Below are 22,061 nucleotides of genomic sequence, written 5' to 3' on the forward strand. Positions count from 1 at the left end.
GTCAGGCACCTTGCCGTTTGCGCATCGTCAGGATCGCCCAGTCGCCATTGTCGATCCGCGCGACGGGCATCATCCGCCGCCGGCGATAGGCGGCGGCGACGCGCGGAGCCTGTTCCTTGAGCAGGCCGGCGAGGATCAGCCGCCCGCCCGGCGCCACCGCTCCGGCCAGATCGGGTGCGAGTTCGATCAGCGGCCCGGCAAGGATGTTGGCGATGAGCAGGTCGTAGGGTGCGCGGGCGAGGAGACGGGAATGGCGCATGCCCGGCGCGACCGCCAGCTCGACCTGGCCGCGCGCCCGGCCGATCGGAATATGGTTCACCCGCGCATTGTCCGCCGCGACCTCGATCGCGACCGGATCGATGTCGGAGGCGATGGCGCGCGCGGCAGGCCAGAGCCGGAGCGCGGCATAGGCCAGCAGCCCGGTGCCGGTGCCGATGTCGGCGGTGTTTTGGAAGTTCGCGCCGCCACGCTTCAGCCGATCGAGCGCGGCGAGGCAGCCGGCGGTGGTTTCGTGATGGCCGGTGCCGAAGGCGCGGCCGGCGTCGATCTCGAACGCGATGCCGTCCGGCGGCACCTCGCCGCGATGCGCCGGGGTGTGGACGAAGAAGCGCCCGGCGCGGATCGGCTCCAGCCCGGCCTGGCTGAGCGTCACCCAATCCTCGTCGGCAATTCGTTCGACGACCGGCTTCACGCTTCTGGCGCTGGGCACGAGGCCCGTGAGCAAGGCAAGATCGGCCTTGGCGGGCTTCGCCTCGAAATAGGCGTCCAGCCGCCACTCGTCCGGCCGCGCCGGGTCCGGCTCGCTGGTCATCAGCACCGGCGGCGCATCGAGCAGGGCGAAGGCGATGATGTCCCCTTTCAGCAGCTCGGCCTCCGCCTTGGTGCAGGGCAGGGTGACGCGCCAGCTATCTGACAAAGCTGGCCCCGTTCACGTCGATCGCCGAGCCGGTCGCGGCCGGCGGGGCGTCGAGGGCGAGCCAGCGGATCGTTTCCGCCACTTCGTCGGCGGTGGACGGGCGGCCGATCGGCAGATCGCCCAAGGCCGCGATGCCGCCCCGGCTGGCGATATACTCGTCGACCATTCCGGTGACGGTGAAACCGGGGCAGACGGTGAAGGCGTAGATGCCTTCGGCGGCATAGGCGCGCGCGATGGTCTTGGTCATCGCGATCATGCCGCCCTTGGACGCGGCATAATGCCAGTGGTCCGGACTGTCGCCGCGATAGCCGGCGCGGCTGGCGACATTGACGATCCGGCCGCCTTCCCCGCGCTGGCGGAAATGGAGCACCGCGAGCCGGCACAGCTCGCCGGCGGCAGTGAGGTTGACCCGCATCGTACGCTCCCACCCCGCCGCCCATTCGGGATCGTCGGCCGCGATCGGCGCCGCCTCGAAGATGCCGGCATTGTTGATCAGCACGTCGATCCGCCCGTCGAGCGCCGCCATCGCCTCCCACCACAAGGCGCTGGCGCCCTGGGGATCGCCGAGGTCGGCGGCGATGCGTCCGTCGCCGCCCGCCGTGGAATGGCCGAGGACGCGTTGATTGGCGAGCGCCCTGACGGTCGCGGCGCCGATACCCCGGCTGCTGCCGGTGACGAGGATGTGAAGTGGTTCGCTCATGCGCGCTGGATAGGCGCGCATGGGGGTTCGGGAAAGTCCGGTTTTACGCTGCGAAGGTCTGGACGAACTTGCCGGCGGTCGCCTTGAAGCGGGCCATCTGCTCGTTCACTTCGGCGAAGTTCTTCTCGACTTCGTCGATCTCCGCGGCGACGCTTTCGGTGTCGGCGCGGATCGCGGCGATGGTGGATGACATCGAATCGGCGGCGAGCGCGGTCTCATCGACGGCGGCGGTGATCATGGTCACGGTCTGCGCCTGCATCTCCATCGCCTTGCGGATACGATCGGCGCTGACCTGAACCTCCTCGACAGTGGAGGAGATCGAGTCATTGGCCTCGACGGTCTGCTTCGTCGCGGACTGGATCGCGGAAATCTTCGCGGTGATGTCGTCGGTGGCGCGCGCGGTCTGGCTGGCGAGGCTCTTCACCTCTTGCGCGACGACGGCGAAGCCGCGGCCGGCATCGCCGGCACGGGCCGCCTCGATCGTTGCGTTGAGCGCGAGCAGGTTGGTCTGGCCGGCAATGTCGCGGATGAGGCCGAGGATCGATTCGATCGCCTCGACATGGCCGGAGAGCGCCTGGCTTACCTGGACCGCTTCGTGCGCCTGATCGCCGGCGCGGGTGGCGACGCCGGCGGCGACCTCCACCTCGTTGCGGGCTTCCTCGATCGCCATGATGAGACCGGCGGCGGTCTGCGCCGCCTCGCGCATCGCGACGGCGGATTGCTCGGCGGCGGCGGCGACCTCGCTGGTCTTGCCCAGCATGCCGCGCGCGGCGGTGCTGGCTTCGGCCGCTTGATCGCGCAGCTTGCGGCTGCCGCTGGCGGTCGTTTCGACGACGCTGACGATTTCCTTGTTGAAGTCGCTGCCCTGCGCGCTGCGGCGCTCGCGCTCCGCCTTGTCGCGCAGCAGGTCGTAATAAGCCGTGAAGACGTCGATCTCGATCGCGGTCAGCCAGATCAGCGCCTTGCTCAGCTTGTTGCGCTGTTCCGGCTGATCGGCCAGCGCGACATCGAGCAGCGCCTGGATCTTGTCGGCGCAGGCGGCGACGCCGGCATAAAGGGTCGAGGGCGCGACCTGGCCGCGGGCGGCGGCGTCGACATAATCGCGCACCCGGTTGGCCCAGGTGGAATCGGCGAGATTGGTATATTTGCCTTCGATATGGGGGAGGATGCGGGTGGTCAGCTCCTCCATCTTGTCGGCGTTGATCGCCCGGGTGATTTCCGGCGCGCGGGCATATTGCTCCCAATAGGCGCGCGCCACGGCGCGCTTGTCGGGCTCGATGATCGCCCAGATTTCGCGGCACAGCTCGGCCAGATCGCCGCGCGTGTCGAACAAGGCGACCCGCCCCTTCAGATCGATCTCGTCCCGCTGTCCCGTATTGCCGACCATGTCTCGCATTCCCTTCACGCACCGTTGCGCGCGCCCAGTTAGAAGCGAATTGGTTAAGATGGCGTTAGCCATTGCTCCGGCGCGCGGCACGGCCTTGCAACGTCCGCCTATCGGCCTAAAAGCGACCCCAGCGAAGGGGAGCGTCGCTTCATGCATCGAAATCCGTCCCGGCCATTGTCGCCGCATCTCACCATCTGGCGCTGGGGACCGCACATGCTGGTCTCGATCCTGCACCGGGTCACCGGCTCCGGCCTGGCCGTGATCGGATCGGCGATCCTGGTCTGGTGGCTGGCCGCCGCCGCGAGCGGGGCCGAGGCCTATGCGACCTTCACCGGCTTCATCGGCTGGCTGACCGGCGCCGCCGCCGCCGACAATGCGGGCGCGGTCGACTGGCTGCTTTATGCGCTGGGCGTCGCGGTCGGCGTCGGCCTGGTCTGGGCCTTCTTCCAGCATCTGCTGTCGGGCCTGCGCCACTTCGTCATGGACGCCGGCGCGGGCTACGAGCTCAGGACCAACCGTTTCTGGTCGATCGCGACGATCGTCGGCGCGCTGCTGCTGACCGCGGCGATGTGGGGCTGGATCGTGTTCGGGAGGGGCGCATGAGCATGGAAACCCCGCTGAAGCGGGTGCGGGGCCTCGGCGCAGCTCGCTCCGGCGCGCATCATTGGTGGCTGGAACGGCTGACCTCCGTCTCGACCCTGGTGCTGTTCGGCTGGTTCATCGTCTCGCTGATCCGCCTCCCTGCGCTCGATCGGACGACGGTCGTCGAATGGCTCGCCTCGCCGCTCGCCGGCGTGCCGATGGCGCTGCTCGTCGTCTCGACCTTCTGGCACCTGAAGCTCGGCCTCGCCGTCGTCGTCGAGGATTATGTCCATGACGGCGCGCGCCTGTTCTGGCTGACGTTGATCAACTTCCTCAGCCTGCTCGGCGCGGGCATCGCCCTGTTCGCCATCCTCAAGATCGCCATCGCCGGGAGCGCCGCATAATGGCCGAGGCCTACAAGATCATCGATCACACTTACGACGTCGTCGTCGTCGGCGCCGGCGGCTCCGGCCTGCGCGCCACGATGGGCGCGGCGCAGGCGGGGCTGAAGACCGCCAACATCACCAAGGTCTTCCCGACGCGCAGCCACACCGTCGCCGCGCAGGGCGGCGTTGCCGCGTCGCTCGGCAATATGGGTCCGGACCACTGGACCTGGCACATGTACGACACGGTCAAGGGCTCCGACTGGCTCGGCGACCAGGACGCGATCGAATATATGGTCCGCGAGGCCCCGGCCGCCGTCTACGAGCTGGAGCATTTCGGCGTGCCGTTCAGCCGCACCGACGAGGGGCGCATCTACCAGCGCGCCTTCGGCGGCATGATGCAGAATATGGGCGAAGGCCCGCCCGCCCAGCGCACCTGCGCGGCGGCCGACCGCACCGGCCACGCCATGCTGCACGCGCTCTACCAGCAGAGCCTGCGCTACGACGCCGATTTCTTCATCGAATATTTCGCGCTCGACCTCATCATGGAGGACGGCGCGTGCCGGGGCGTCGTCGCCATGTGCATGGAGGACGGCACCATCCACCGCTTCCGCGCCCAGGCCGTGGTGCTGGCGACCGGCGGCTACGGCCGCTGCTACTTCACCGCGACCAGCGCCCATACCTGCACCGGCGACGGCGGCGGCATGGTGCTGCGCGCCGGGCTCCCCTTGCAGGACATGGAGTTCGTCCAGTTCCACCCGACCGGCATCTACGGCGCCGGCGTGCTGATCACCGAGGGCGCGCGGGGCGAGGGCGGCTATCTCACCAACAGCGAGGGCGAGCGGTTCATGGAACGCTATGCCCCGTCCGCCAAGGATCTCGCCAGCCGCGACGTCGTCTCCCGTTCGATGGCGATGGAGATGCGCGAGGGGCGCGGCGTCGGCCCGCACAAGGACCATATCTATCTCCACCTCGATCATATCGACGAGAAGATCCTGGCCGAGCGGCTCCCCGGCATCACCGAATCGGGCAAGGTGTTCGCGGGCGTCGATCTCACCCGCCAGCCGCTGCCCGTCACGCCGACCGTGCACTACAATATGGGCGGCATCCCGACCAACTTCCACGGCGAGGTCGTGACGATCAAGGACGGCGATCCGGACAGCGTTGTCCCCGGTCTGTTCGCGGTGGGCGAGGCGGCCTGCGTCTCCGTCCACGGCGCCAACCGGCTCGGCTCCAACAGCCTGATCGACCTGGTCGTGTTCGGCCGCGCGGCGGGCCTGCGCCTCGCCGAGACGATCAAGGCGAACAGTCCCAAGCCGCCGCTGCCCGCCGACAGCGCCGATCTCGCGCTCGCCCGGCTCGACAGGTTCCGCTTCGCCAGCGGCGGCTCGCCGACCGCCGAGGTGCGCGTCGAGATGCAGCGCAACATGCAGACGCATTGCGCCGTGTTCCGCACCGACGAGTTGCTGGCCGAAGGCGTGGACAAGCTCGCCAAGACCTATGAGCGGATGAACGACCTCAGCGTCACCGATCGCTCGCTGATCTGGAACACCGATCTCATCGAGACGCTGGAGCTGGACAATCTGATCAGTCAGGCCAGCGTCACCATCGCCGGCGCGCTCAATCGCAAGGAAAGCCGTGGCGCCCACGCGCACGAGGATTATCCCGAGCGCGACGACAAGAACTGGATGAAGCACACCGCGTCCTGGTTCGAAGGCTGGGGCGGGCAGGGCGGCAAGGTCACGCTCGATTACCGTCCGGTCCACGAATATACGCTCACCGACGAGGTGGACTATATCAAGCCGAAGGCGCGGGTTTATTGAGTGGCAACGGTCGCGCCGTTGGCGAGGCGATAAGGAAATTCTTCGCGTCTCCGCCTCAGGAATGCGGGCGGCTTTTAAACGAACGCGCGCTCCAGCTGGAATTGGCTTACTGGTTTCGGTTACGCGGTTGGGGCGTTCGTTTTGAGGTTCCGATGTTCGCGCCGCGTCTTGCGGGTTCGACGTTGCGAGCCAAGACTAACCTCGATCTGCTCGTGGAAGTTGACGGCTTCAAGGTTGCTATCGAACTGAAGGTGCCGCTGAACGGGCAGCACCCGGAGACGATGTATTCTTTTTGCGCTGACCTCGAATTCGTGGAGGCCATCAAGCGCGCCGGAATGACGAATAGCGGCTATTGCGTGATGGCCACGCCCGATGCCGCATTCTGGCGGGATTCCGGCCGGGGTAGTTCGATACACAATCTATTCCGCGCATCGGGTGGCGTGCTTTCTGGGACTATCGGTAAGCCAACCGGTGCGAAGGATAGTTGTGTGATTCTCCAACATCGCTACGTCGCATCTGGGGCTTGGCGTGATCTTGACAACCGCTTGCTAGAGCGGGGTCGATACTTGCTTCTCGAAGTTTAGAGCACATCACCGAAGGCGCAATGTTACTGAGATTGTCGATGCTCACGCCGTTTTCCTGAACCGCTCCACCCGTATCTCCTCCTCGTGCGCCCGGGCCTGCGCCAGTTCATAAGCCGTCTGCATCCGCAGCAAGGTATCCGCCTTCACGCCGAACGCCTTCTCGAAGCGGATCGCCATGTCCGCCGACAGGCCGGCGCGGGCATTGAGCAGGTTGCTCATCGCCTGGCGCGTCACGCCGAGATGGCGGGCGGCCTCCGTGACGCTGAGGCGGTGCGGCTCGACGATCTCGCCGCGCAGCCACGCGCCCGGGTGGACGGCGAAGGCGGGGGACATGCGAATGGTCATTCAAAAATCACCCTCCAAATCTTCATGTAGTCGAAGGAGCTTGACGACGAACCGTGCATTATGCACGATGAGTTGAGTTTCAAAGGAGCGCCCTCATGTCCTTTTCCGCCACCGAACGATCGCCGGGCGCCAAGCTCGGCTTCGCCCTGCTGATCGGTTTCCTGCTATCCTTCCCGCTCTTCACGGTCTGGCTGCTGGTCTACGACCGGCAGATGCAGTCGGAATATGCGCAGGCGGGCATCGTCGAGGGCTGGGGCGGGCCGCAGGTGATCGGCGGGCCGCTGCTCATCATCCCCTATCGCGAGAATGTCGTCGAGACGGTGACGGAAAACAACCGTCCGGTCACGCGCACGCGCGAGGTGTGGAAGGAGCTGACCCTCTCGCCCGAACAGTCGCGGATCGAGACGCAGGTGCGCCCGGAACGGCGGGTGCGCTCGATCTACGAGGCGGTGGTCTACGAGGCGGAGGTGTCGGGCCGGTCCCGCTTCGCCATGCCCGCCGATCTGGCGCGCTTCGGCGTCACCGTGGCGCAGATGGACCTGACCCGCGCCGAATTGCGCTTCGGCCTCTCCGATCCGCGCGGGCTCGGCGCCAATCCGCGCGTCAATGTCGGCGGGAATGCGCTGCGGCTCCAGCCCGGCGGCGGCACGCGCGGCAGCGGCGGGGCGGGCTTCTTCGCCTGGCTCGACGCGGCGGCGCTGGCCGGCGCGCCGGTCGAGGTCGATTACGCCTATTCCTTCCGTGGCAACCGCTCGCTCGGCCTCATGCCCCAGGCGGGCGAGACACACTGGCGGCTGATCTCCCCCTGGCCGCATCCCAGCTTCCAGGGCGGTTTCCTGCCCATCGAACGCGAGGTGGGCGATGCCGGCTTTACGGCGATCTGGCGGGTGGGCAATCTCGCGCTCGGCCAGTCACTGGTGACGGCGGGAGAAGCGGACGGTCCGGATCGATCGGCGGCGGCGATCGCGGCGGGCGGCGGCCATGTTGCGCAGGTCAGCCTGATCCAGCCGGTGGACCTCTATTCGCGGGTGAACCGCTCGGTGAAATACGGCTTCCTGTTCATCGGCTTCACCTTCCTCGCCTTCCTGATGTTCGACGTGATCGGCGGGCAGCGCGTGTCGGCGGTCGAATATCTGCTGGTGGGCGCGAGCCTGGTGCTGTTCTTCGTGCTGCTGCTCGCCTTCGCCGAGGTGATCGGGTTCACATGGGCCTATCTCGTCGCGGCGGGCGCGATCGCCGGGCTCAACACGGCCTATTCCGCCGCGGTGCTGAAAAGCTGGCGGCGCGCGGGCGTGATCGGCGCCTTGCTCGTCGGCCTTTACGCAACGCTCTACGTGCTGCTCAGCCTGGAGGCCTATTCGCTGCTGATCGGCGCGCTGATGCTCTTCGTCGCGCTGGCGGCGGTGATGTACGTGACCCGCAACCTCGATTGGGGCGGGGTGCGGGAGGAGGCGGTGGCTCAGACATAGAGCACCGTTCGTCCTGAGCCTGTCGAAGGACTGTTCTTCTTTTCGCCGGAAGAGAAGGGCAGGGCTTCGACAATGGCCGGGTGCGAATGTCCCCCGGACATCCGCAGCCAAGCCGGGGGCTTGGCGGCCCGGCCATCAGCCCGAACGGGTCTGGGGTTGAGAGACTGCCGTCTCACCGCCAGCGCAAATTGTCGCGGCTGAGTTGATCGAGTCTTGTGATGCCCATCAGGCGCATGCCGCGGGCGATCTCGGCGTGGAGCTTGCCCAGCACGCGCTCCACGCCGGCCCGGCCGGCGGCGGCCAGCGCGTAGAGATAGAGCCGCCCGCCCGAGCAGGCCGTCGCGCCGACGCTGAGCGCCTTCAGCACATGGCTGCCGCGCCTGATGCCGCCGTCGCAGATCACCTCGATCCTGTCGCCGACCGCATCGACGATCTCGGCGAGCTGGTCGAACGGCGCGCGGCTGCCGTCGAGCTGGCGGCCGCCGTGGTTGGAGACGTAGATGGCGGTGGCGCCGATCTCGACCGCGCGCTTCGCATCGGCGACCGACATCACCCCCTTCAGCGCGAACGGCCCGCCCCAGTCGGCGCGGATCGCCTCGGCCGCCCGCCAGTCCATCGCCGGATCGAACATCCGGTCGATATATTCGGCGACCCCCATCGCGACCGAGCTGCCGTGCGTCACATAATCCTTGATGTTGGCGAGGCTGAACGGTTCCCGGCACAGATAGTCGAAGGTCCAGCGGGGATGCGCGGCGAAGCTGGCCAGCGCGCGCGGCGTCCAGCGCGGCGGGGTGGTGAAGCCGGTCCTCAGGTCGCGCTCGCGATTGCCCCCGACGATCGTGTCGACGGTCAGCGCGATCGCGTCGAACCCGGCGTCCTTGCAGCGTTGGACGAGCGCGCGGTTGAGCCCCGGATCGCGGTGGACGTAGAGCTGGAAGAGCTTGGGCGTGGACACCAGCCGCCCGATCTCCTCGATGCTCACCGTGCCGATCGTGGAGATGCCGAACCAGGCGCCGAACTTCTCGGCCGCCGGCGCGACGGCGCGCTCGCCCCGCCAGTGGAACAGCCGCTGCATCGCGGTCGGCGAGAGCATCAGCGGCGTCGGCACCGTCTTGCCCAGCACAGTCACCGACATGTCGATGTCGGTGACACCGGCCAGCACGCTGGGCACCAGATCGCAATCGTTGAACGCCTCGGTGCTGCGTCGGAGCGTCACCTCGTCGTCGGCGCCGCCGTCGATATAGTCGAAGACCGGGCCGGGCAGGCGCCGCTTCGCCAGCCGCCGGAAATCCTCGACATTGTGGCAGTGATCGAGCCGCATCGCCCCTCCCGCGCGCCATGGTTGGCGTTCGCCACGGCCCGGCGCAAGAGCGCTGTTCACAACATTTGTTTTTCGCCATGTTCGGCCGCGAGCGTTGCGTGCCCCTGCGGGCGGGACTAGCTGCCCGGCGTTCAGCCCTCTCCGTTGGAGGCTCCGGCTCCCTTGTCCAGTATCGAACCGCGCGTCATTCCCCCTCAGGATCGGGAGCGGCTGCGCATCCTGTTCATGGCCAAGCACGCCTTGTGGGGCGGCGGCATGCACCCCGAGGACGGCAACCACGCCATCTATCATCACGAGGTCCGCACCGCGCTGGAGGCACTGGGGCTGAATCTCCAGTTCGCCAACCGTTACGACGTGCTGTTCGAAAAGCCGGACGTGGATTTCGTCTTCCCGCTGCTCAACCGGGGCGGGTTCGTCAATTCGGAGATGCTGATCCCTTTGCTCTGCAACAAGCACGGCCTGCCCTATATCGGCGGCAGCCCGATCGTGCGCGGGCTGGGCGACGACAAGCATCTGTCCAAGCTGGTCGCCGAGCGCGCCGGCGTGCCGACCGCGCCCTGGACCTGCTATCGTCGCGGTGCCCCGGTAGAGGAAAGCGCGCTGCCCAAGGCGGAGCGCTGGGTGATCAAGCCGGTCGCCTCCTCCGCTTCCTGGGCGATTTCCGACGCGTTCGACTGGGCGGGCGTCGCCAATGCCGTGGCCGACATCCATGCCCAGGGCCATGACGCGATCGTCGAGCCCTATCTGGACGGCTATGACGTGCAGGTCGCCTTCATCACCAACGACCGTCCGGCGATGCTGCCGATGCTGATCTACGAGCGCGAGGATACGACGCGCCTGTGGACCTATTACGAGAAGCGCGATCTCATCCAGAACAACGAAAAATCCTCGCTGAAGCGGTTCGACGATCCCGAATTCGCGCCGATCGTCGCCGATTATGCCGCCAAGGTTGCCGCCGCCTTCGATCCGTTCGATTACGGCCGGATCGAGTTCCGGCTCGATCGCGCCAAGGGCGAAGTCAATTTCATCGAGATCAACCTCAACTGCAATCTGTGGTCGGAAAAGGTGATGGCCAAGGCCGCCGCCGCCGCCGGCTTCAGCCACGGCCAGCTGCTCGAGACGATCATCGCCGAAAGCATGCGCCGCCAGGGAGTGCTGTCCTTTGGCTGAGTCCTTCAACGTCATCGTCCTCGCCGCCCAGCGCGACGGCAAGCTCGACCCGCTCGCCGCCGAGGCCGGGGTCAGCCACAAATGCCTGGTGCCGATCGGCGGCAAGCCATTGCTCGCCCATGTGCTCGATGCGCTGGCCGGGGTCGAGGGGATCGAAAGCGTGCGCGTCGCGGTCGAGGCGGGCGCCGAGGCCTTGCTCCGCCCGATCGCCGAGGCGTCCCGCCTGCCGGTGGTCTTCACGCGGGCCGCGCCCAATCTCGCCGACAGCGTCTATGCCGCCGCCGAGGGCGCGTCTGGCAATTTCGTCGTCACCACGGCGGACAATGTGCTGCTGACGCCCGGCGCGGTGCGCGGCGTCGCGGACCGGCTCGCCGCCGGCGACGACGTCGTCGTCGCCTTCGCGCGCAAGGAAGCGGTGCTCGCCGCCCATCCCGAAGGGCAACGCAATTTCTACCGCTTCCGCGACGGCGGCATCTCGAACTGCAACCTTTACGGCCTGTCGCGGCGCGGGCTCGGTGCGGCCGAAAGCTTCCGGGGCGGCGGCCATTTCTTCGCCCATCCGCTGCGCATCGCGCGCGCGTTCGGGGTGACCAATCTGGTGCTGATGCGGCTCGCGGCGCTCACCGTGGAGGCGGCGATGCGCCGGATCGGCCGCCGCTTCGGCGTCGCCGCTTCGGCTGTGTTCCTCGACGATGGCGCCCATGCGATCGACGTCGATAACGAACGCACCTACCGGATTGCCAGCCTGCTGCTCGAAAAACGCGCCGCCGCACCATTGAGCCTGAGCGCCTGACCGGCTATCCCCGCCGCCAGGGGAGACGCGCATGGCCGAGTTCACGCTTCCGAAGAACAGCAAGATCACCAGGAAGGGCCGCCATCACGCGGCGCCGGAGGGGGCGGCGCGCACCCGCACCTTCAAGGTCTACCGCTACGATCCGGACAGCGGCGAGAATCCCCGCTACGACACGTTCGAGGTCGATCTCGACAGCTGCGGCCCGATGGTCCTCGACGCGCTCATCAAGATCAAGAGCGAGCAGGATGCTACGCTCACCTTCCGTCGCTCCTGCCGCGAGGGCATTTGCGGCTCCTGTTCGATGAACATGGACGGCAAAAACGGTCTGGCCTGCACCACCGCGATCGAGGATCTGAAGGGCGATGTGCGGATCACGCCGCTGCCGCACATGGACGTGATCAAGGATCTCGTGCCGGATTTCACCCATTTCTATGCGCAATATGCCTCGATCGAGCCCTGGCTGAAGACGAAGACGCCGACGCCGACGGGCAAGGAAAGGCTGCAATCGCCGGAGGACCGGTCCAAGCTGGACGGCCTGTACGAATGCATCCTGTGCGCCTGCTGCTCGACCTCCTGCCCGAGTTACTGGTGGAATTCGGACCGCTTCCTCGGCCCGGCGATCCTGCTTCAGGCCTATCGCTGGCTCGCCGACAGCCGCGACGAATATACCGGCGAGCGGCTCGACGATCTGGAGGATCCGTTCCGCCTCTATCGTTGCCACACGATCATGAACTGCGCGAATGTCTGCCCCAAGGGCCTCAGCCCCGCCAAGGCGATCGCCGAGACCAAGAAGCTGCTGCTGGAGCGCGCGGTCTGATCGGCGGCGGCGTCCGCTGATCGGGCGGGAACCGGGATGAAGGACGGCGAACCAGGCAAACCGCGCAGCTGTCCGTCCTGCGGCGGCATGGGTTTGATCACCCAGCTGGTCGACGGCGTGATGCTGACGGTGCCATGCGCCTGCACGCGGCAGGGCCGGCAAGGGCATTTATGGCCCCCGCGCAGGGGGTAGAATCGTTCGCAGCTTCGCTGAAGCGGGCGGAGCAGCCCAAGGTTCCGGCGATGCGCAGCATCGTTGGAATGTCTGCGTAGGGTGGTACCGCCTCTGTTTCAGCAAAGCTGAAACAGACTCTAACGGCGGGGTCGCGCATCCATCCCTCGTCTTGCGTGGCGTGCGCTTTCCCGCCACTGCACCACCATGCACACCCACCCGCTCGTCGGCCATGCGCCCGATCCCGATCATCCCGGCTGGTGGACATGGGATCTGCCGCGCGACGGGGGCTATTACGCCAATGTCGGCAAGCTCCTCGTCCGCGCGGACGGGCCGGGGCGGGCATTGTTTCGGATGTTCCCGGACGACAGCCATCGCAACCTGGAGGGCGGCGTCCATGGCGGGGCGCTGATGACCTTCATCGACATGGCGATGTTCGCGGGCGGCACGCTCGCCACCGGGACGGCCGTGATGGGTGTGACGCTGGATTGCCATGTGCGGTTCCTCGCGCCGGTCCGGCCGGGATCGCCGATCGATGCCGAGGTCGAGGTGCTGCGCCAGTCCGGCCGCACCCTGTTCGTCCAGGGGCGCGTGATCCAGGACGGCGAGACGGTCGCCTCCTATACCGGCGGCCTGCTCCGGACGGCCGGCGCGTGACCCCGCTCGCCGAGCGTTATCGCGCGCTGGTCGCGGCGGGCGAGCTGCGGCCCGACGCGGATCAGCAGCGGGCGGCGGCGGCGCTGGACAGGCTCGCCGTGCAGCTCGCCGAAGTGCCCAAGAAGGGCAGCATCCTGTGGCGGATCGCGGGGCGGAAGGTGCCGCCGCCGGGCGGACTCTACATGTGGGGCGGGGTCGGGCGCGGCAAATCCATGCTGATGGACCTGGCGTTCGACACCATCACCCATGAGCCGAAACGCCGCGTCCATTTCCACGAATTCATGCAGGAGGTGCACGAGCGGCTGCGCGCCGAGCGGGCGAAGGAAGCGGGCGATCCCATCCCGCCGGTGGCGAAGGCGATCGCCGCCGAGGCGCGGCTGCTCTGCTTCGACGAGATGGTGGTGAACAACAGCGCCGACGCGATGATCCTGTCGCGCCTGTTCACCCAGCTCCTCGACGCGGGGGTGACGGTCATTACCACTTCGAACCGGCCGCCGCGCGATCTCTATCTGGGCGGTCTCAACCGCGAGCTGTTCTTGCCCTTCATCGCCCTGATCGAACAGAAGCTGGAGGTGGTCGGCCTCAACGGCCCCACCGATTACCGGCTCGAGCGGCTGGGCGGCATGCCGACCTGGCATGTGCCGAACGGGCCGCCGGCGTCGGCGGCCTTGTCCGAAGCCTTCTTCCGCCTCACCGATTATCCGCCCGAGGATCGCGCCCATGTGCCCACGGAGGAGCTGGCCATCTCCGGCGGGCGCAGCCTGCATGTGCCCAAGAGCCTGAAGGGCGTCGCGGTCTTCTCGTTCAGGCGGCTGTGCGGCGAGGCGCGGGGCGCGGCCGACTATCTCGCCATCGCGCGCCATTTCCATACCGTCCTGATCGTCGGCATTCCGCGCATGGGGCCGCAGAACCGTAACGAGGCGGCGCGTTTCGTCACGCTGATCGACGCGCTCTACGAGCACAAAGTGAAGCTGCTCGCCGCCGCCGATGCCGCGCCGCAGAACCTCTATGTCGCCGGCGACGGCGCCTTCGAGTTCGAACGCACCGCCTCGCGGCTCATGGAGATGCAGAGCGCGGACTACATGGCCAAGGGGCATGGCTTGGGATAGCGGGCTGGGGTATAAAAAATATAACCTAGACAGTAAAATTTTATGTTGAAAACACATAAAAGCTGTTCTAATAGGAAATATGCCAGCCCTAATGAAAGGGCAAACGGCATTGCCTTAGACAGGAGAAAACGCATGCGCATTTATCTTCCCCGCAACCTCTTCCCGCAGATTCACGAAGATCCCGCTGTCAATCCAACGAGCCGCCGGAAGGTTGTCCTGCCACGGATCACCCGCCAGATCATGGAGGGGCAGGGCTATGTGTTCGGCAACAAAATCCGGGTGCCTGGCGGTTATGCTTTCGAGGCCACGGACCCGAACGGTCGTGCTTTGAAGATCGGTCTCAAGACGGCGGTCAACCGTTGGCTCAATACCGCGACGACCTTGGTCGAAATGGTCGATACGGTAATCGTAACCACGTTCAAGTGGAATGAAGAGGACGAAAAGCCCGAGGCGCTGGAGCTGATTGAGGTTGCATCGGCCGATCTGCTCGGGATGGTTAAAAAGGTCCGGAGCGCCGCTCGCAAGGAAGGCCGGGATCCGAACGGCCATTACTACATGCCGCTCGATGAGGAGCTGATTGAAGGCGACAGTGTATGGTGCGCCGCCGGCGCGGTAATGAGCGTTGGCCGCCGTATCTTCCGGTCCGAACCGGTCATCTGGGTTGCCGACGAGTGGGGCCGGACCGAAGCGACAAATGCTGGCACGCTCGCCGTCACTCCATCCGTCGAGGCATCGGCCCGGCCCGTCGATGTCGCGGCCATCGTGGCAGAGACGAAGGCTGTGCTCGCCGCCCAGCTCGGTGTGCCGACGAGCAATATCGATCTTTCGATCCGCTTCTGACCGCGTGCGACGACCGGTTGGCCGGTCGCCGCTGCCTAAGCGTCCAGGGCCCAGGCCTTGGACGCTTAGCGCAGCGCGGCCGCCAGTTCCTCTCCTCGCCCCGTCAGTCCGTAGATCGGCACCGGCGGGAAATCGTCCTCCAGCGCACGGCTGACCAGATCGGTCGCGAGCATCTGCTTCAGCGTCAGCGACAGCGCGCGCGGCGTCACCGGCGTCAGCGCGCCGCGCAATGCGGTGAAGCGCGCCGGCGCCTCGCGCAATCGCGCGACCACGGGCAGCGACCAGCGCGGCATCTGCCCGGGCTCCAGCCCCAGCCGCTCCCGCCCGGCCATCACCCGCGCGCAGAAGGCGGCGACCGGCGCGCCCGCCCCGGTCAGCACATATTCGGGGCGAAGCGGGTGGCCATGTCCCGGATTGCGGGCGAGCCAGCCGGCCGCTTCGAGCTGCGCCAGGCTCGTCGCCAGCGTGGAACGCGGCAGGCCGAGCCGCGCCAGCATCGCCGCGAAGCGCGCGCCGCCGCCCTCGTCCAGCACGGCCATCAGCGGGATCAGCCAGCGCCCCGCGATCAGCCGCCGCAATGCCTCGTCGCCGATCATGCCCTCTTGCTACTACGCCCGAAAAGTATATGCGATATAAAAATCGAACTTAGATGATTCGAAAGGGTGGGACATGGCGATCGGTTATGACGGCGGGCTGACCTGTGCGCTGGGCGTGAAGAGCCTGGATGCGGCCATCCCCTGGTATCGCGACGTGCTCGGCTTCGAGCTCATCTACCGGTTGGAGGACATGGCCTGGTGCGAACTCAAGAGCGGTGTCGAGCGCGTCAATGTCGGCCTGTCCGAGGTCGAGGAGGCCGGCGGCAAGGGCGGCGCGACGCTCACCTTCGGCGTTCACGACATCGAGGCCGCCAAGACCGAGTTGGACCGCCTCGGCGTTCGTCAGGACGGCCCGATCCAGGACATTCCCGGCATGGTCCGCCTGCTCACCTTCTACGATCCCGACGACAATGCGCTGATGTTCTACCAGGATCTGAGTCAGGCCCATGGCTAGGCTGCTGGCGGCCCTGCTGCTGCTCATCGCCGGGCCCGCGGCGGCGCAGGAGGCTACCCGCTCGCCTGGCTGGAGGGCCGCTGGCAGGGGCCGGGCACGATGCTCGGCAATGCCAGCGAGGCGGTGCTGGAGGTGCGACCCGCGCTTGGCGGCCGTTTCCTCGAATTCAGCTACCGCGCCGGCCGGTTCGAGGGCCGCGCCTTCTATCGTCCGGACGGCGAGGGCCGGTGGCGGGCGACCTGGTTCGACAATCGCGGCATCAGCTTCGGCATCGCCGCTGTGCTCGCCGAACGCACGCTCACCTCCGACTGGGGTTCGGCCGAAACCGAGCGCGGCCGGACCGTCTACCGGATGCTCGACGACGGCCGGCTGGAGGTGGTCGATACTGTGACGGCCCACGACGGCCAGGCCCGTGAATTCGCCCGCCACATCCTCTCCCGCGCGTCCTCGACCGAATAAGTCGAAAAAGGCCGCTCTCCCCGGTTGCCCCTCGCGCGCAGGGGGATTAAGCCCGCGCCACGTCCCGGCCGCCTTGCGCGGCCTCTTCGCATGTGACTCGCTCAAGCACGGGAGGGCTTCATGGCTCGCAAGAAGATCGCGCTGATTGGCGCCGGCAATATCGGGGGAACGCTCGCCCATCTGGCGGCGATGAAGGAGCTGGGCGACATCGTCCTGTTCGACGTGATCGAGGGCGTGCCGCAGGGCAAGGCGCTGGACCTCAGCCAGTGCGGCCCGATCGAGGGCTTCGATGCGAAGATCACCGGCTCCAACGATTATGCCGACATCGCCGGCGCGGACGTGATCATCGTCACCGCCGGCGTCGCCCGCAAGCCGGGCATGAGCCGCGACGACCTTATCGGGATCAACCTCAAGGTAATGAAGGCGGTGGGCGAGGGCATCAGGAACAATGCCCCCGACGCCTTCGTGATCTGCATCACCAATCCGCTCGATGCGATGGTCTGGGCGCTGCGCGAATTTTCCGGCCTGCCGCACGAGAAGGTGGTCGGCATGGCGGGCGTGCTGGATTCGGCGCGCTTCAGCCACTTCCTCGCCGAGGAATTCCAGGTCTCGGCGCGCGATGTGACGACCTTCGTGCTCGGCGGCCATGGCGACACGATGGTCCCGGTCGTCCAATATTCGACCGTGGCGGGCATTCCGGTGCCGGACCTCATCAAGCAGGGCCGCTCGACCCAGGAGCGGATCGACGCGATCGTGACGCGCACCCGCGGCGGCGGCGGCGAGATCGTCGGCCTCCTGAAGACCGGCTCCGCCTATTACGCTCCCGCCACCAGCGGCATCGCGATGGCCGAAGCCTATCTCGGAGACCAGAAGCGCCTGCTGCCCTGCGCCGCCTATGTCGAGGGCAAATACGGTCTGGACGGCCTCTATGTCGGCGTGCCGGTGATCATCGGCGCCGGCGGCGTCGAGCAGATCGTCGAGATCGCGCTGGACGACGAGGCGAAGGCCAATCTCCAGGTGTCGGTCGACGCGGTGAAGGAACTGCTCGACGCCTGCAAGGGCATCGACGGCTCGCTGGCGTAACGAGTTTCGCGAGGGGTTCGGGATGAACAAGCGCGCATTTTTGACGGCAGCCGTTATGTTAGTCGCTTGCCCGTCTCATGCGGGCGCCGAACTTCAGCCTGAAGATGCCGGTCTTGTGCCGATGTTTTTGGAGACATGCACGCGTCCGGACATGAATGCGGACACCATTCTGTCAGGAGTCACCAGTTCCCCGGAATGGACCGAGGTCCCAAGCCCCGATGTGGATCTGCCCAAACTCGATCAGGTGCCGAGCCGTTTGGTTTCGGGCGCATATCGACGGCCCGATTCTGTTCGTCAGTGGCAGCGTACGCTTAATGGCCGGATGGTGACCTTGGTGATCGCGACGCTTCCGGCGCGCAACGTGTGTCGCCATGTCTGTGTCGTCTTCGCGCCAGATATTCGGAATGCCATGCCGTACCTTGACGCCATGGGCGAAGGCATGCGCGCTCTCGGGTTGTCTGGTCGGAGTACTGACCTGCCACATTACCGCGAATATGGGACGAGGCTAGCAGATCGTCGCCACGCGCATGCGGATATCTTTTCTCGATCGCAAGCCGTGTCGACAGCACGGACTATGCATCTCGCTATCATTTATCAATGACAGTTAGGGCGATTCGACAACCTGTCACTTTCGCCTCGAAGCCAGAATTAATCGAAGGAATACGATGTCCATTCTCGTTAATTCCAACACCAGGGTCATCACCCAGGGGATGACCGGCGAAACCGGCACTTTCCACACTCAGCAGGCCCTCGCCTACGGGACGAAGATGGTCGGCGGCGTCACGCCCGGGAAGGGAGGTCAGACCCATATCGGCCTGCCCGTGTTCGACACGGTCGCCGAGGCGGTCGCGAAGACCGGCGCGGACGCGAGCGTCATCTACGTGCCGCCGCCCTTCGCCGCGGATTCGATCCTGGAGGCGATCGACGCCGAAGTGCCGCTGATCGTCGCGATCACCGAGGGCATTCCGGTGCTCGACATGGTGAAGGTGAAGCGCGCGCTCACCGGTTCGAAGTCGCGTCTGATCGGGCCGAACTGCCCGGGCGTGCTGACCCCGAACGAGTGCAAGATCGGGATCATGCCGGGCAACATCTTCCGCAAGGGCTCGGTCGGCATCGTCAGCCGTTCGGGCACGCTCACCTATGAGGCGGTGTTCCAGACGACCAATGCCGGGCTGGGCCAGACCACGGCGGTCGGCATCGGCGGCGATCCGGTGAACGGCACCAATTTCATCGACGTGCTGGAGCTGTTCCTGGCCGACGACGCGACCGAGTCCATCATCATGATCGGCGAGATCGGCGGCGATGCCGAGGAGCAGGCCGCCCAGTTCCTCGCCGACGAGGCCAGGCGCGGCCGGTCGAAACCCACGGTCGGTTTCATCGCCGGGCGCACCGCGCCGCCGGGCCGTCGCATGGGCCATGCCGGCGCGATCGTCTCGGGCGGCAAGGGCGGCGCCGAGGACAAGATCGCCGCGATGGAAGCGGCTGGTATTCGCGTCTCCCCGAGCCCATCTGAGCTGGGCGAGACTTTGGCCGCTCTTTTGAAGGGCGAAGAGTTGGTCTAGGCGCGTATGCGACGGCGTTGGAAAGCGTAGGCACGGGCATGTACGGAGACGGCGAACAGGAGCGGGGCCCGAGCTGGGCGCGGGCGGGCTGGCCGCTGACCGATCTCGACGAGCGCAATGCCGGCCTCGATCCGACGCTGATGGCGATCGAGAAGGTGGCGGAGAAGGCCAAGGCCGCCGCGTCCGCCGCCGGCAGGACCGGGGCCGAGGTCGAGCAGGCGGCGCGCGACGCCATCCAGGCGATGATGCTGATCCGCACCTATCGGGTGCGCGGCCATCTCGCCGCCGATCTCGATCCGCTGGGCCTCGTCCAGCGCGAGCTGCCCGCCGATCTCACCCCCGAATTCCACGGCTTCACCGGCGCCGCGCTCGACCGGCCGGTCTTCCTCGACGGCGCGCTCGGCTTCGAATGGGCGAGCGTGCGCGAGCTCGTCGCCGTGCTGCGCCGCAATTATTGCGGCAAGGTCGGCCTCGAATATATGCACATCAACGACCTCGCCGAGCGCCGTTTCCTGCAGGAGCGGATGGAGGGGCAAGAGGCCGAGATCCGCTTCACGCCGGAGGGCAAGCAGGCGATCCTCACCAAGGTCGTCCAGGCCGAGCAGTGGGAAATCTTCCTCGCCCGCAAATATGTCGGCACGAAGCGCTTCGGGCTGGACGGCGGCGAGTCCATGGTCCCCGCGCTCGAGGCCGTCATCAAATATGGCGGCGGCTACGGCGTCCAGGACATCGTGATCGGCATGGCCCATCGCGGCCGGCTCAATGTCCTCTCCAACGTGATGGCCAAGCCCTATCGCGCGATCTTCTCCGAATTCGCCGGCGGCTCGGCCAATCCGGAGGATGTCGGCGGCTCGGGCGACGTCAAATACCATCTCGGTACCTCGTCCGACCGCGAGTTCGAGGGCATCCGGGTGCATCTGAGCCTCGTGCCCAATCCGAGCCACCTAGAGGCGGTCGATCCGGTCGTGCTCGGCAAGGCGCGCGCGCAACAGGTGGCGCGCGGCGACAGCGAAGGCGCGACGGTGCTGCCCGTCCTGCTCCACGGCGATGCCGCCTTCGCCGGCCAGGGCATCGTCGCCGAATGTTTCGGTTTCTCGGACCTGCCCGGCTACGACACGGGTGGTTGCCTCCATTTCGTGATCAACAACCAGGTGGGCTTCACCACCTCGCCGCAATTCGCGCGGTCCTCGCCTTATCCGTCCGACATCGCCAAGATGGTCCAAGCGCCGATCCTGCACGTCAACGGCGACGATCCCGAGGCCGTCACCTTCGCGTGCAAGCTGGCGATGGAATATCGCCACAGCTTCAAGCGCGACGTCGTCATCGACATGTGGTGCTACCGCCGCTTCGGCCATAACGAGGGCGACGAGCCGAGCTTCACCCAGCCGCTCATGTATGCCGAGATCCGCAAGCATCCGCTGGTGTCCGCGATCTATTCGGCCCGGCTGCGCGAGGAAGGCATCATCCCGGAAGGCTGGGTGGAAGGCGAGATCGCGGCCTTCACCGCCTTGCTCGAAAGCGAGTTCGAGGCGGCGAAATCCTATCTGCCCAACAAGGCGGACTGGTTCGAAGGCCGCTGGACGGGCCTCTCCAAGCCCAAGGGCGCGGAGGACGAGCGCCGCAACGCGCCGACCGGGGTCGATCCCGAGGTCATGGCCGATGTGGGCCGCACACTTACCACCGTTCCCGACGATGTCGCGGTCCACAAGACGCTGCGCCGGATCATCGGCGCGCGCGCCGAGATGTTCAAAAGCGGCGCGGGCTTCGACTGGGCGACCGCCGAGGCGCTCGCCTTCGGCACGCTGCTGCGCGAGGGCGTGCAGGTGCGCCTGTCGGGTCAGGACAGCGGGCGCGGCACGTTCAGCCAGCGTCACTCCGTCTGGGTCGATCAGGAGAACGGCGCCAAATATATCCCGCTCACCAAGGTCGGCCCCGGCCGCTTCGAGGTGCGCGACAGCCCGCTCTCCGAATATGGCGTGCTCGGCTTCGAATATGGCTATGCCAGCGCGGACCCGAAGACGCTCGTGCTCTGGGAAGCGCAGTTCGGCGATTTCGCCAACGGCGCGCAGATCATGATCGACCAGTTCATCGCCTCGGGCGAGGCGAAATGGCTGCGTGCCAACGGCCTCGTGATGCTGCTGCCGCACGGCTATGAAGGGCAGGGGCCGGAGCACAGCTCGGCCCGGCCCGAGCGGTTCCTGCAGCTCTGCGCCGAGGACAATCTCCAGGTCGCGAACTGCACGACGCCGGCCAATTATTATCACATCCTGCGGCGCCAGATGCATCGCGGCTTCCGCAAGCCGCTGATCATCATGACGCCCAAGTCGCTGCTCCGGCACAAGCTCGCCGTGTCGAAGGCGGAGGAATTCACCGGCGAGAGCCATTTCCGCCGCATCCTCTCCGACCTCGCGCCGCCGGCTGACAAGGATGTGAAGCGGCTCGTCCTGTGCACCGGCAAGGTCGCCTACGAGCTGATGGAGGCGCGCGACGCGGCGGGCGACAGGAACACGTCTATCGTCCGGATCGAGCAGCTCTATCCCTTCCCGTCGGAGCCGCTCGTCCAGCGGCTGAAGCGCATGATCAGTCTCCAGGAGGTGGTCTGGGCGCAGGAAGAGCCGATGAACCAGGGCTATTGGGATTTCGTCGATCCGCGTATCGAACGCTGCCTCGACGAAGCGGGCGTGAAGCCGCGCCGCCCGGTTTTCGCCGGCCGCGCGCCCTCGGCCTCGCCGGCGACCGGCCTCGCCAAGCGCCATGCGGCGGAGCAGGCGGCGCTGATCGCCTCGGCGCTGGGTCACGACATCAAGGCGGCGCCGCGCCGCAAAGCGAGCTGAAGGGTA

General features: G+C 66.8%; 23 protein-coding genes. 17 read left to right on the forward strand and 6 right to left on the reverse strand.

Going from position 1 to position 22,061, the window contains the following annotated elements:
• Position 1 precedes the first annotated feature (1 nt).
• From KF780_05400 to KF780_05410, 3 genes are read right to left on the reverse strand one after another with little or no spacing between them, the layout of a single operon-like run.
• Positions 2-916 (reverse strand): 50S ribosomal protein L11 methyltransferase, encoded by a 915-nt coding sequence (locus tag KF780_05400; protein MBX3561230.1) that lies wholly within the window; start codon positions 914-916, stop codon positions 2-4.
• A complete protein-coding gene (locus KF780_05405) occupies positions 906-1,616 on the reverse strand; it encodes an SDR family oxidoreductase (protein MBX3561231.1) in 711 nt (236 codons plus the stop codon). The genes KF780_05400 and KF780_05405 overlap by 11 nt, the downstream gene beginning before the upstream one ends.
• A 43-nt stretch (positions 1,617-1,659) precedes the next feature.
• Positions 1,660-3,012, reverse strand: a complete 1,353-nt coding sequence (locus tag KF780_05410; protein MBX3561232.1) for a chemotaxis protein — start codon at positions 3,010-3,012, stop codon at positions 1,660-1,662.
• Between the two features lie 141 nt (positions 3,013-3,153).
• Between KF780_05410 and sdhC the strand changes: the two genes are divergently transcribed.
• From sdhC to KF780_05430, 4 genes are read left to right on the forward strand one after another with little or no spacing between them, the layout of a single operon-like run.
• A complete protein-coding gene (gene sdhC, locus KF780_05415; protein MBX3561233.1) occupies positions 3,154-3,606 on the forward strand; it encodes a succinate dehydrogenase, cytochrome b556 subunit in 453 nt (150 codons plus the stop codon).
• Positions 3,603-3,989, forward strand: coding sequence for a succinate dehydrogenase, hydrophobic membrane anchor protein (gene sdhD, locus KF780_05420; protein ID MBX3561234.1), 387 nt, complete (start codon positions 3,603-3,605; stop codon positions 3,987-3,989). The genes sdhC and sdhD overlap by 4 nt, the downstream gene beginning before the upstream one ends.
• Positions 3,989-5,791: a succinate dehydrogenase flavoprotein subunit gene (locus KF780_05425; protein MBX3561235.1), complete on the forward strand. Its 1,803-nt coding sequence runs from the start codon at positions 3,989-3,991 to the stop codon at positions 5,789-5,791. Before sdhD ends, KF780_05425 begins: the two co-directional genes overlap by 1 nt.
• On the forward strand, positions 5,788-6,375 hold the full coding sequence (locus KF780_05430; protein MBX3561236.1) for a hypothetical protein: 588 nt from the start codon (positions 5,788-5,790) through the stop codon (positions 6,373-6,375). The genes KF780_05425 and KF780_05430 overlap by 4 nt, the downstream gene beginning before the upstream one ends.
• A 42-nt stretch (positions 6,376-6,417) precedes the next feature.
• Here the strand turns inward: KF780_05430 and KF780_05435 are convergent, their stop codons facing one another.
• Positions 6,418-6,720 (reverse strand): HigA family addiction module antidote protein, encoded by a 303-nt coding sequence (locus KF780_05435; protein ID MBX3561237.1) that lies wholly within the window; start codon positions 6,718-6,720, stop codon positions 6,418-6,420.
• 95 nt (positions 6,721-6,815) lie between these two features.
• Here KF780_05435 and KF780_05440 point away from each other — a divergent pair, with 95 nt between their 5' ends.
• Positions 6,816-8,189 (forward strand): cell envelope integrity protein CreD, encoded by a 1,374-nt coding sequence (locus tag KF780_05440; protein MBX3561238.1) that lies wholly within the window; start codon positions 6,816-6,818, stop codon positions 8,187-8,189.
• Between the two features lie 172 nt (positions 8,190-8,361).
• Here the strand turns inward: KF780_05440 and KF780_05445 are convergent, their stop codons facing one another.
• Complete coding sequence (locus KF780_05445; GenBank protein ID MBX3561239.1) at positions 8,362-9,510, reverse strand: alpha-hydroxy-acid oxidizing protein; 1,149 nt, start codon at positions 9,508-9,510, stop codon at positions 8,362-8,364.
• Positions 9,511-9,735: 225 nt separating this feature from the next.
• Between KF780_05445 and KF780_05450 the strand changes: the two genes are divergently transcribed.
• From KF780_05450 to KF780_05475, 6 genes are all read left to right on the forward strand, one after another.
• Positions 9,736-10,680 carry a phosphoribosylglycinamide synthetase gene (locus KF780_05450; protein ID MBX3561240.1) on the forward strand — a complete coding sequence of 315 codons (945 nt, stop codon included), beginning with the start codon at positions 9,736-9,738 and terminating at the stop codon, positions 10,678-10,680.
• Positions 10,673-11,473: an NTP transferase domain-containing protein gene (locus KF780_05455; GenBank protein MBX3561241.1), complete on the forward strand. Its 801-nt coding sequence runs from the start codon at positions 10,673-10,675 to the stop codon at positions 11,471-11,473. Before KF780_05450 ends, KF780_05455 begins: the two co-directional genes overlap by 8 nt.
• 31 nt (positions 11,474-11,504) lie before the next feature.
• Positions 11,505-12,290 (forward strand): succinate dehydrogenase iron-sulfur subunit, encoded by a 786-nt coding sequence (locus KF780_05460; protein ID MBX3561242.1) that lies wholly within the window; start codon positions 11,505-11,507, stop codon positions 12,288-12,290.
• A gap of 378 nt (positions 12,291-12,668) precedes the next feature.
• Positions 12,669-13,118, forward strand: coding sequence for a PaaI family thioesterase (locus KF780_05465; GenBank protein MBX3561243.1), 450 nt, complete (start codon positions 12,669-12,671; stop codon positions 13,116-13,118).
• The gene (locus KF780_05470) at positions 13,115-14,227 is read left to right on the forward strand and encodes an AFG1 family ATPase (protein MBX3561244.1); all 1,113 of its coding nucleotides are present in this window, start codon (positions 13,115-13,117) and stop codon (positions 14,225-14,227) included. The genes KF780_05465 and KF780_05470 overlap by 4 nt, the downstream gene beginning before the upstream one ends.
• A gap of 132 nt (positions 14,228-14,359) precedes the next feature.
• The gene (locus KF780_05475) at positions 14,360-15,067 is read left to right on the forward strand and encodes a hypothetical protein (GenBank protein ID MBX3561245.1); all 708 of its coding nucleotides are present in this window, start codon (positions 14,360-14,362) and stop codon (positions 15,065-15,067) included.
• 65 nt (positions 15,068-15,132) lie between these two features.
• Here the strand turns inward: KF780_05475 and KF780_05480 are convergent, their stop codons facing one another.
• Positions 15,133-15,663 carry a winged helix-turn-helix transcriptional regulator gene (locus KF780_05480; protein ID MBX3561246.1) on the reverse strand — a complete coding sequence of 177 codons (531 nt, stop codon included), beginning with the start codon at positions 15,661-15,663 and terminating at the stop codon, positions 15,133-15,135.
• Positions 15,664-15,736: 73 nt separating this feature from the next.
• Between KF780_05480 and KF780_05485 the strand changes: the two genes are divergently transcribed.
• The 6 genes from KF780_05485 to KF780_05510 all read left to right on the forward strand — a co-directional run bounded on the left by KF780_05485 (position 15,737) and on the right by KF780_05510 (position 22,055).
• Positions 15,737-16,117 carry a VOC family protein gene (locus KF780_05485; GenBank protein ID MBX3561247.1) on the forward strand — a complete coding sequence of 127 codons (381 nt, stop codon included), beginning with the start codon at positions 15,737-15,739 and terminating at the stop codon, positions 16,115-16,117.
• A gap of 99 nt (positions 16,118-16,216) precedes the next feature.
• Positions 16,217-16,576 (forward strand): hypothetical protein, encoded by a 360-nt coding sequence (locus KF780_05490; GenBank protein ID MBX3561248.1) that lies wholly within the window; start codon positions 16,217-16,219, stop codon positions 16,574-16,576.
• Between the two features lie 120 nt (positions 16,577-16,696).
• On the forward strand, positions 16,697-17,659 hold the full coding sequence (gene mdh / locus KF780_05495) for a malate dehydrogenase (protein MBX3561249.1): 963 nt from the start codon (positions 16,697-16,699) through the stop codon (positions 17,657-17,659).
• Between the two features lie 22 nt (positions 17,660-17,681).
• Entirely contained in the window at positions 17,682-18,260 is a 579-nt protein-coding gene (locus tag KF780_05500; GenBank protein ID MBX3561250.1) for a hypothetical protein, read from the forward strand.
• Between the two features lie 64 nt (positions 18,261-18,324).
• Complete coding sequence (gene sucD, locus KF780_05505) at positions 18,325-19,221, forward strand: succinate--CoA ligase subunit alpha (GenBank protein MBX3561251.1); 897 nt, start codon at positions 18,325-18,327, stop codon at positions 19,219-19,221.
• 38 nt (positions 19,222-19,259) lie between these two features.
• Entirely contained in the window at positions 19,260-22,055 is a 2,796-nt protein-coding gene (locus KF780_05510; protein ID MBX3561252.1) for a 2-oxoglutarate dehydrogenase E1 component, read from the forward strand.
• The last annotated feature ends 6 nt before the right edge of the window (positions 22,056-22,061 follow it).

It is taken from the genome of Sphingomonas sp., from assembly GCA_019635535.1.
Classification (GTDB): Bacteria; Pseudomonadota; Alphaproteobacteria; order Sphingomonadales; family Sphingomonadaceae; genus Allosphingosinicella.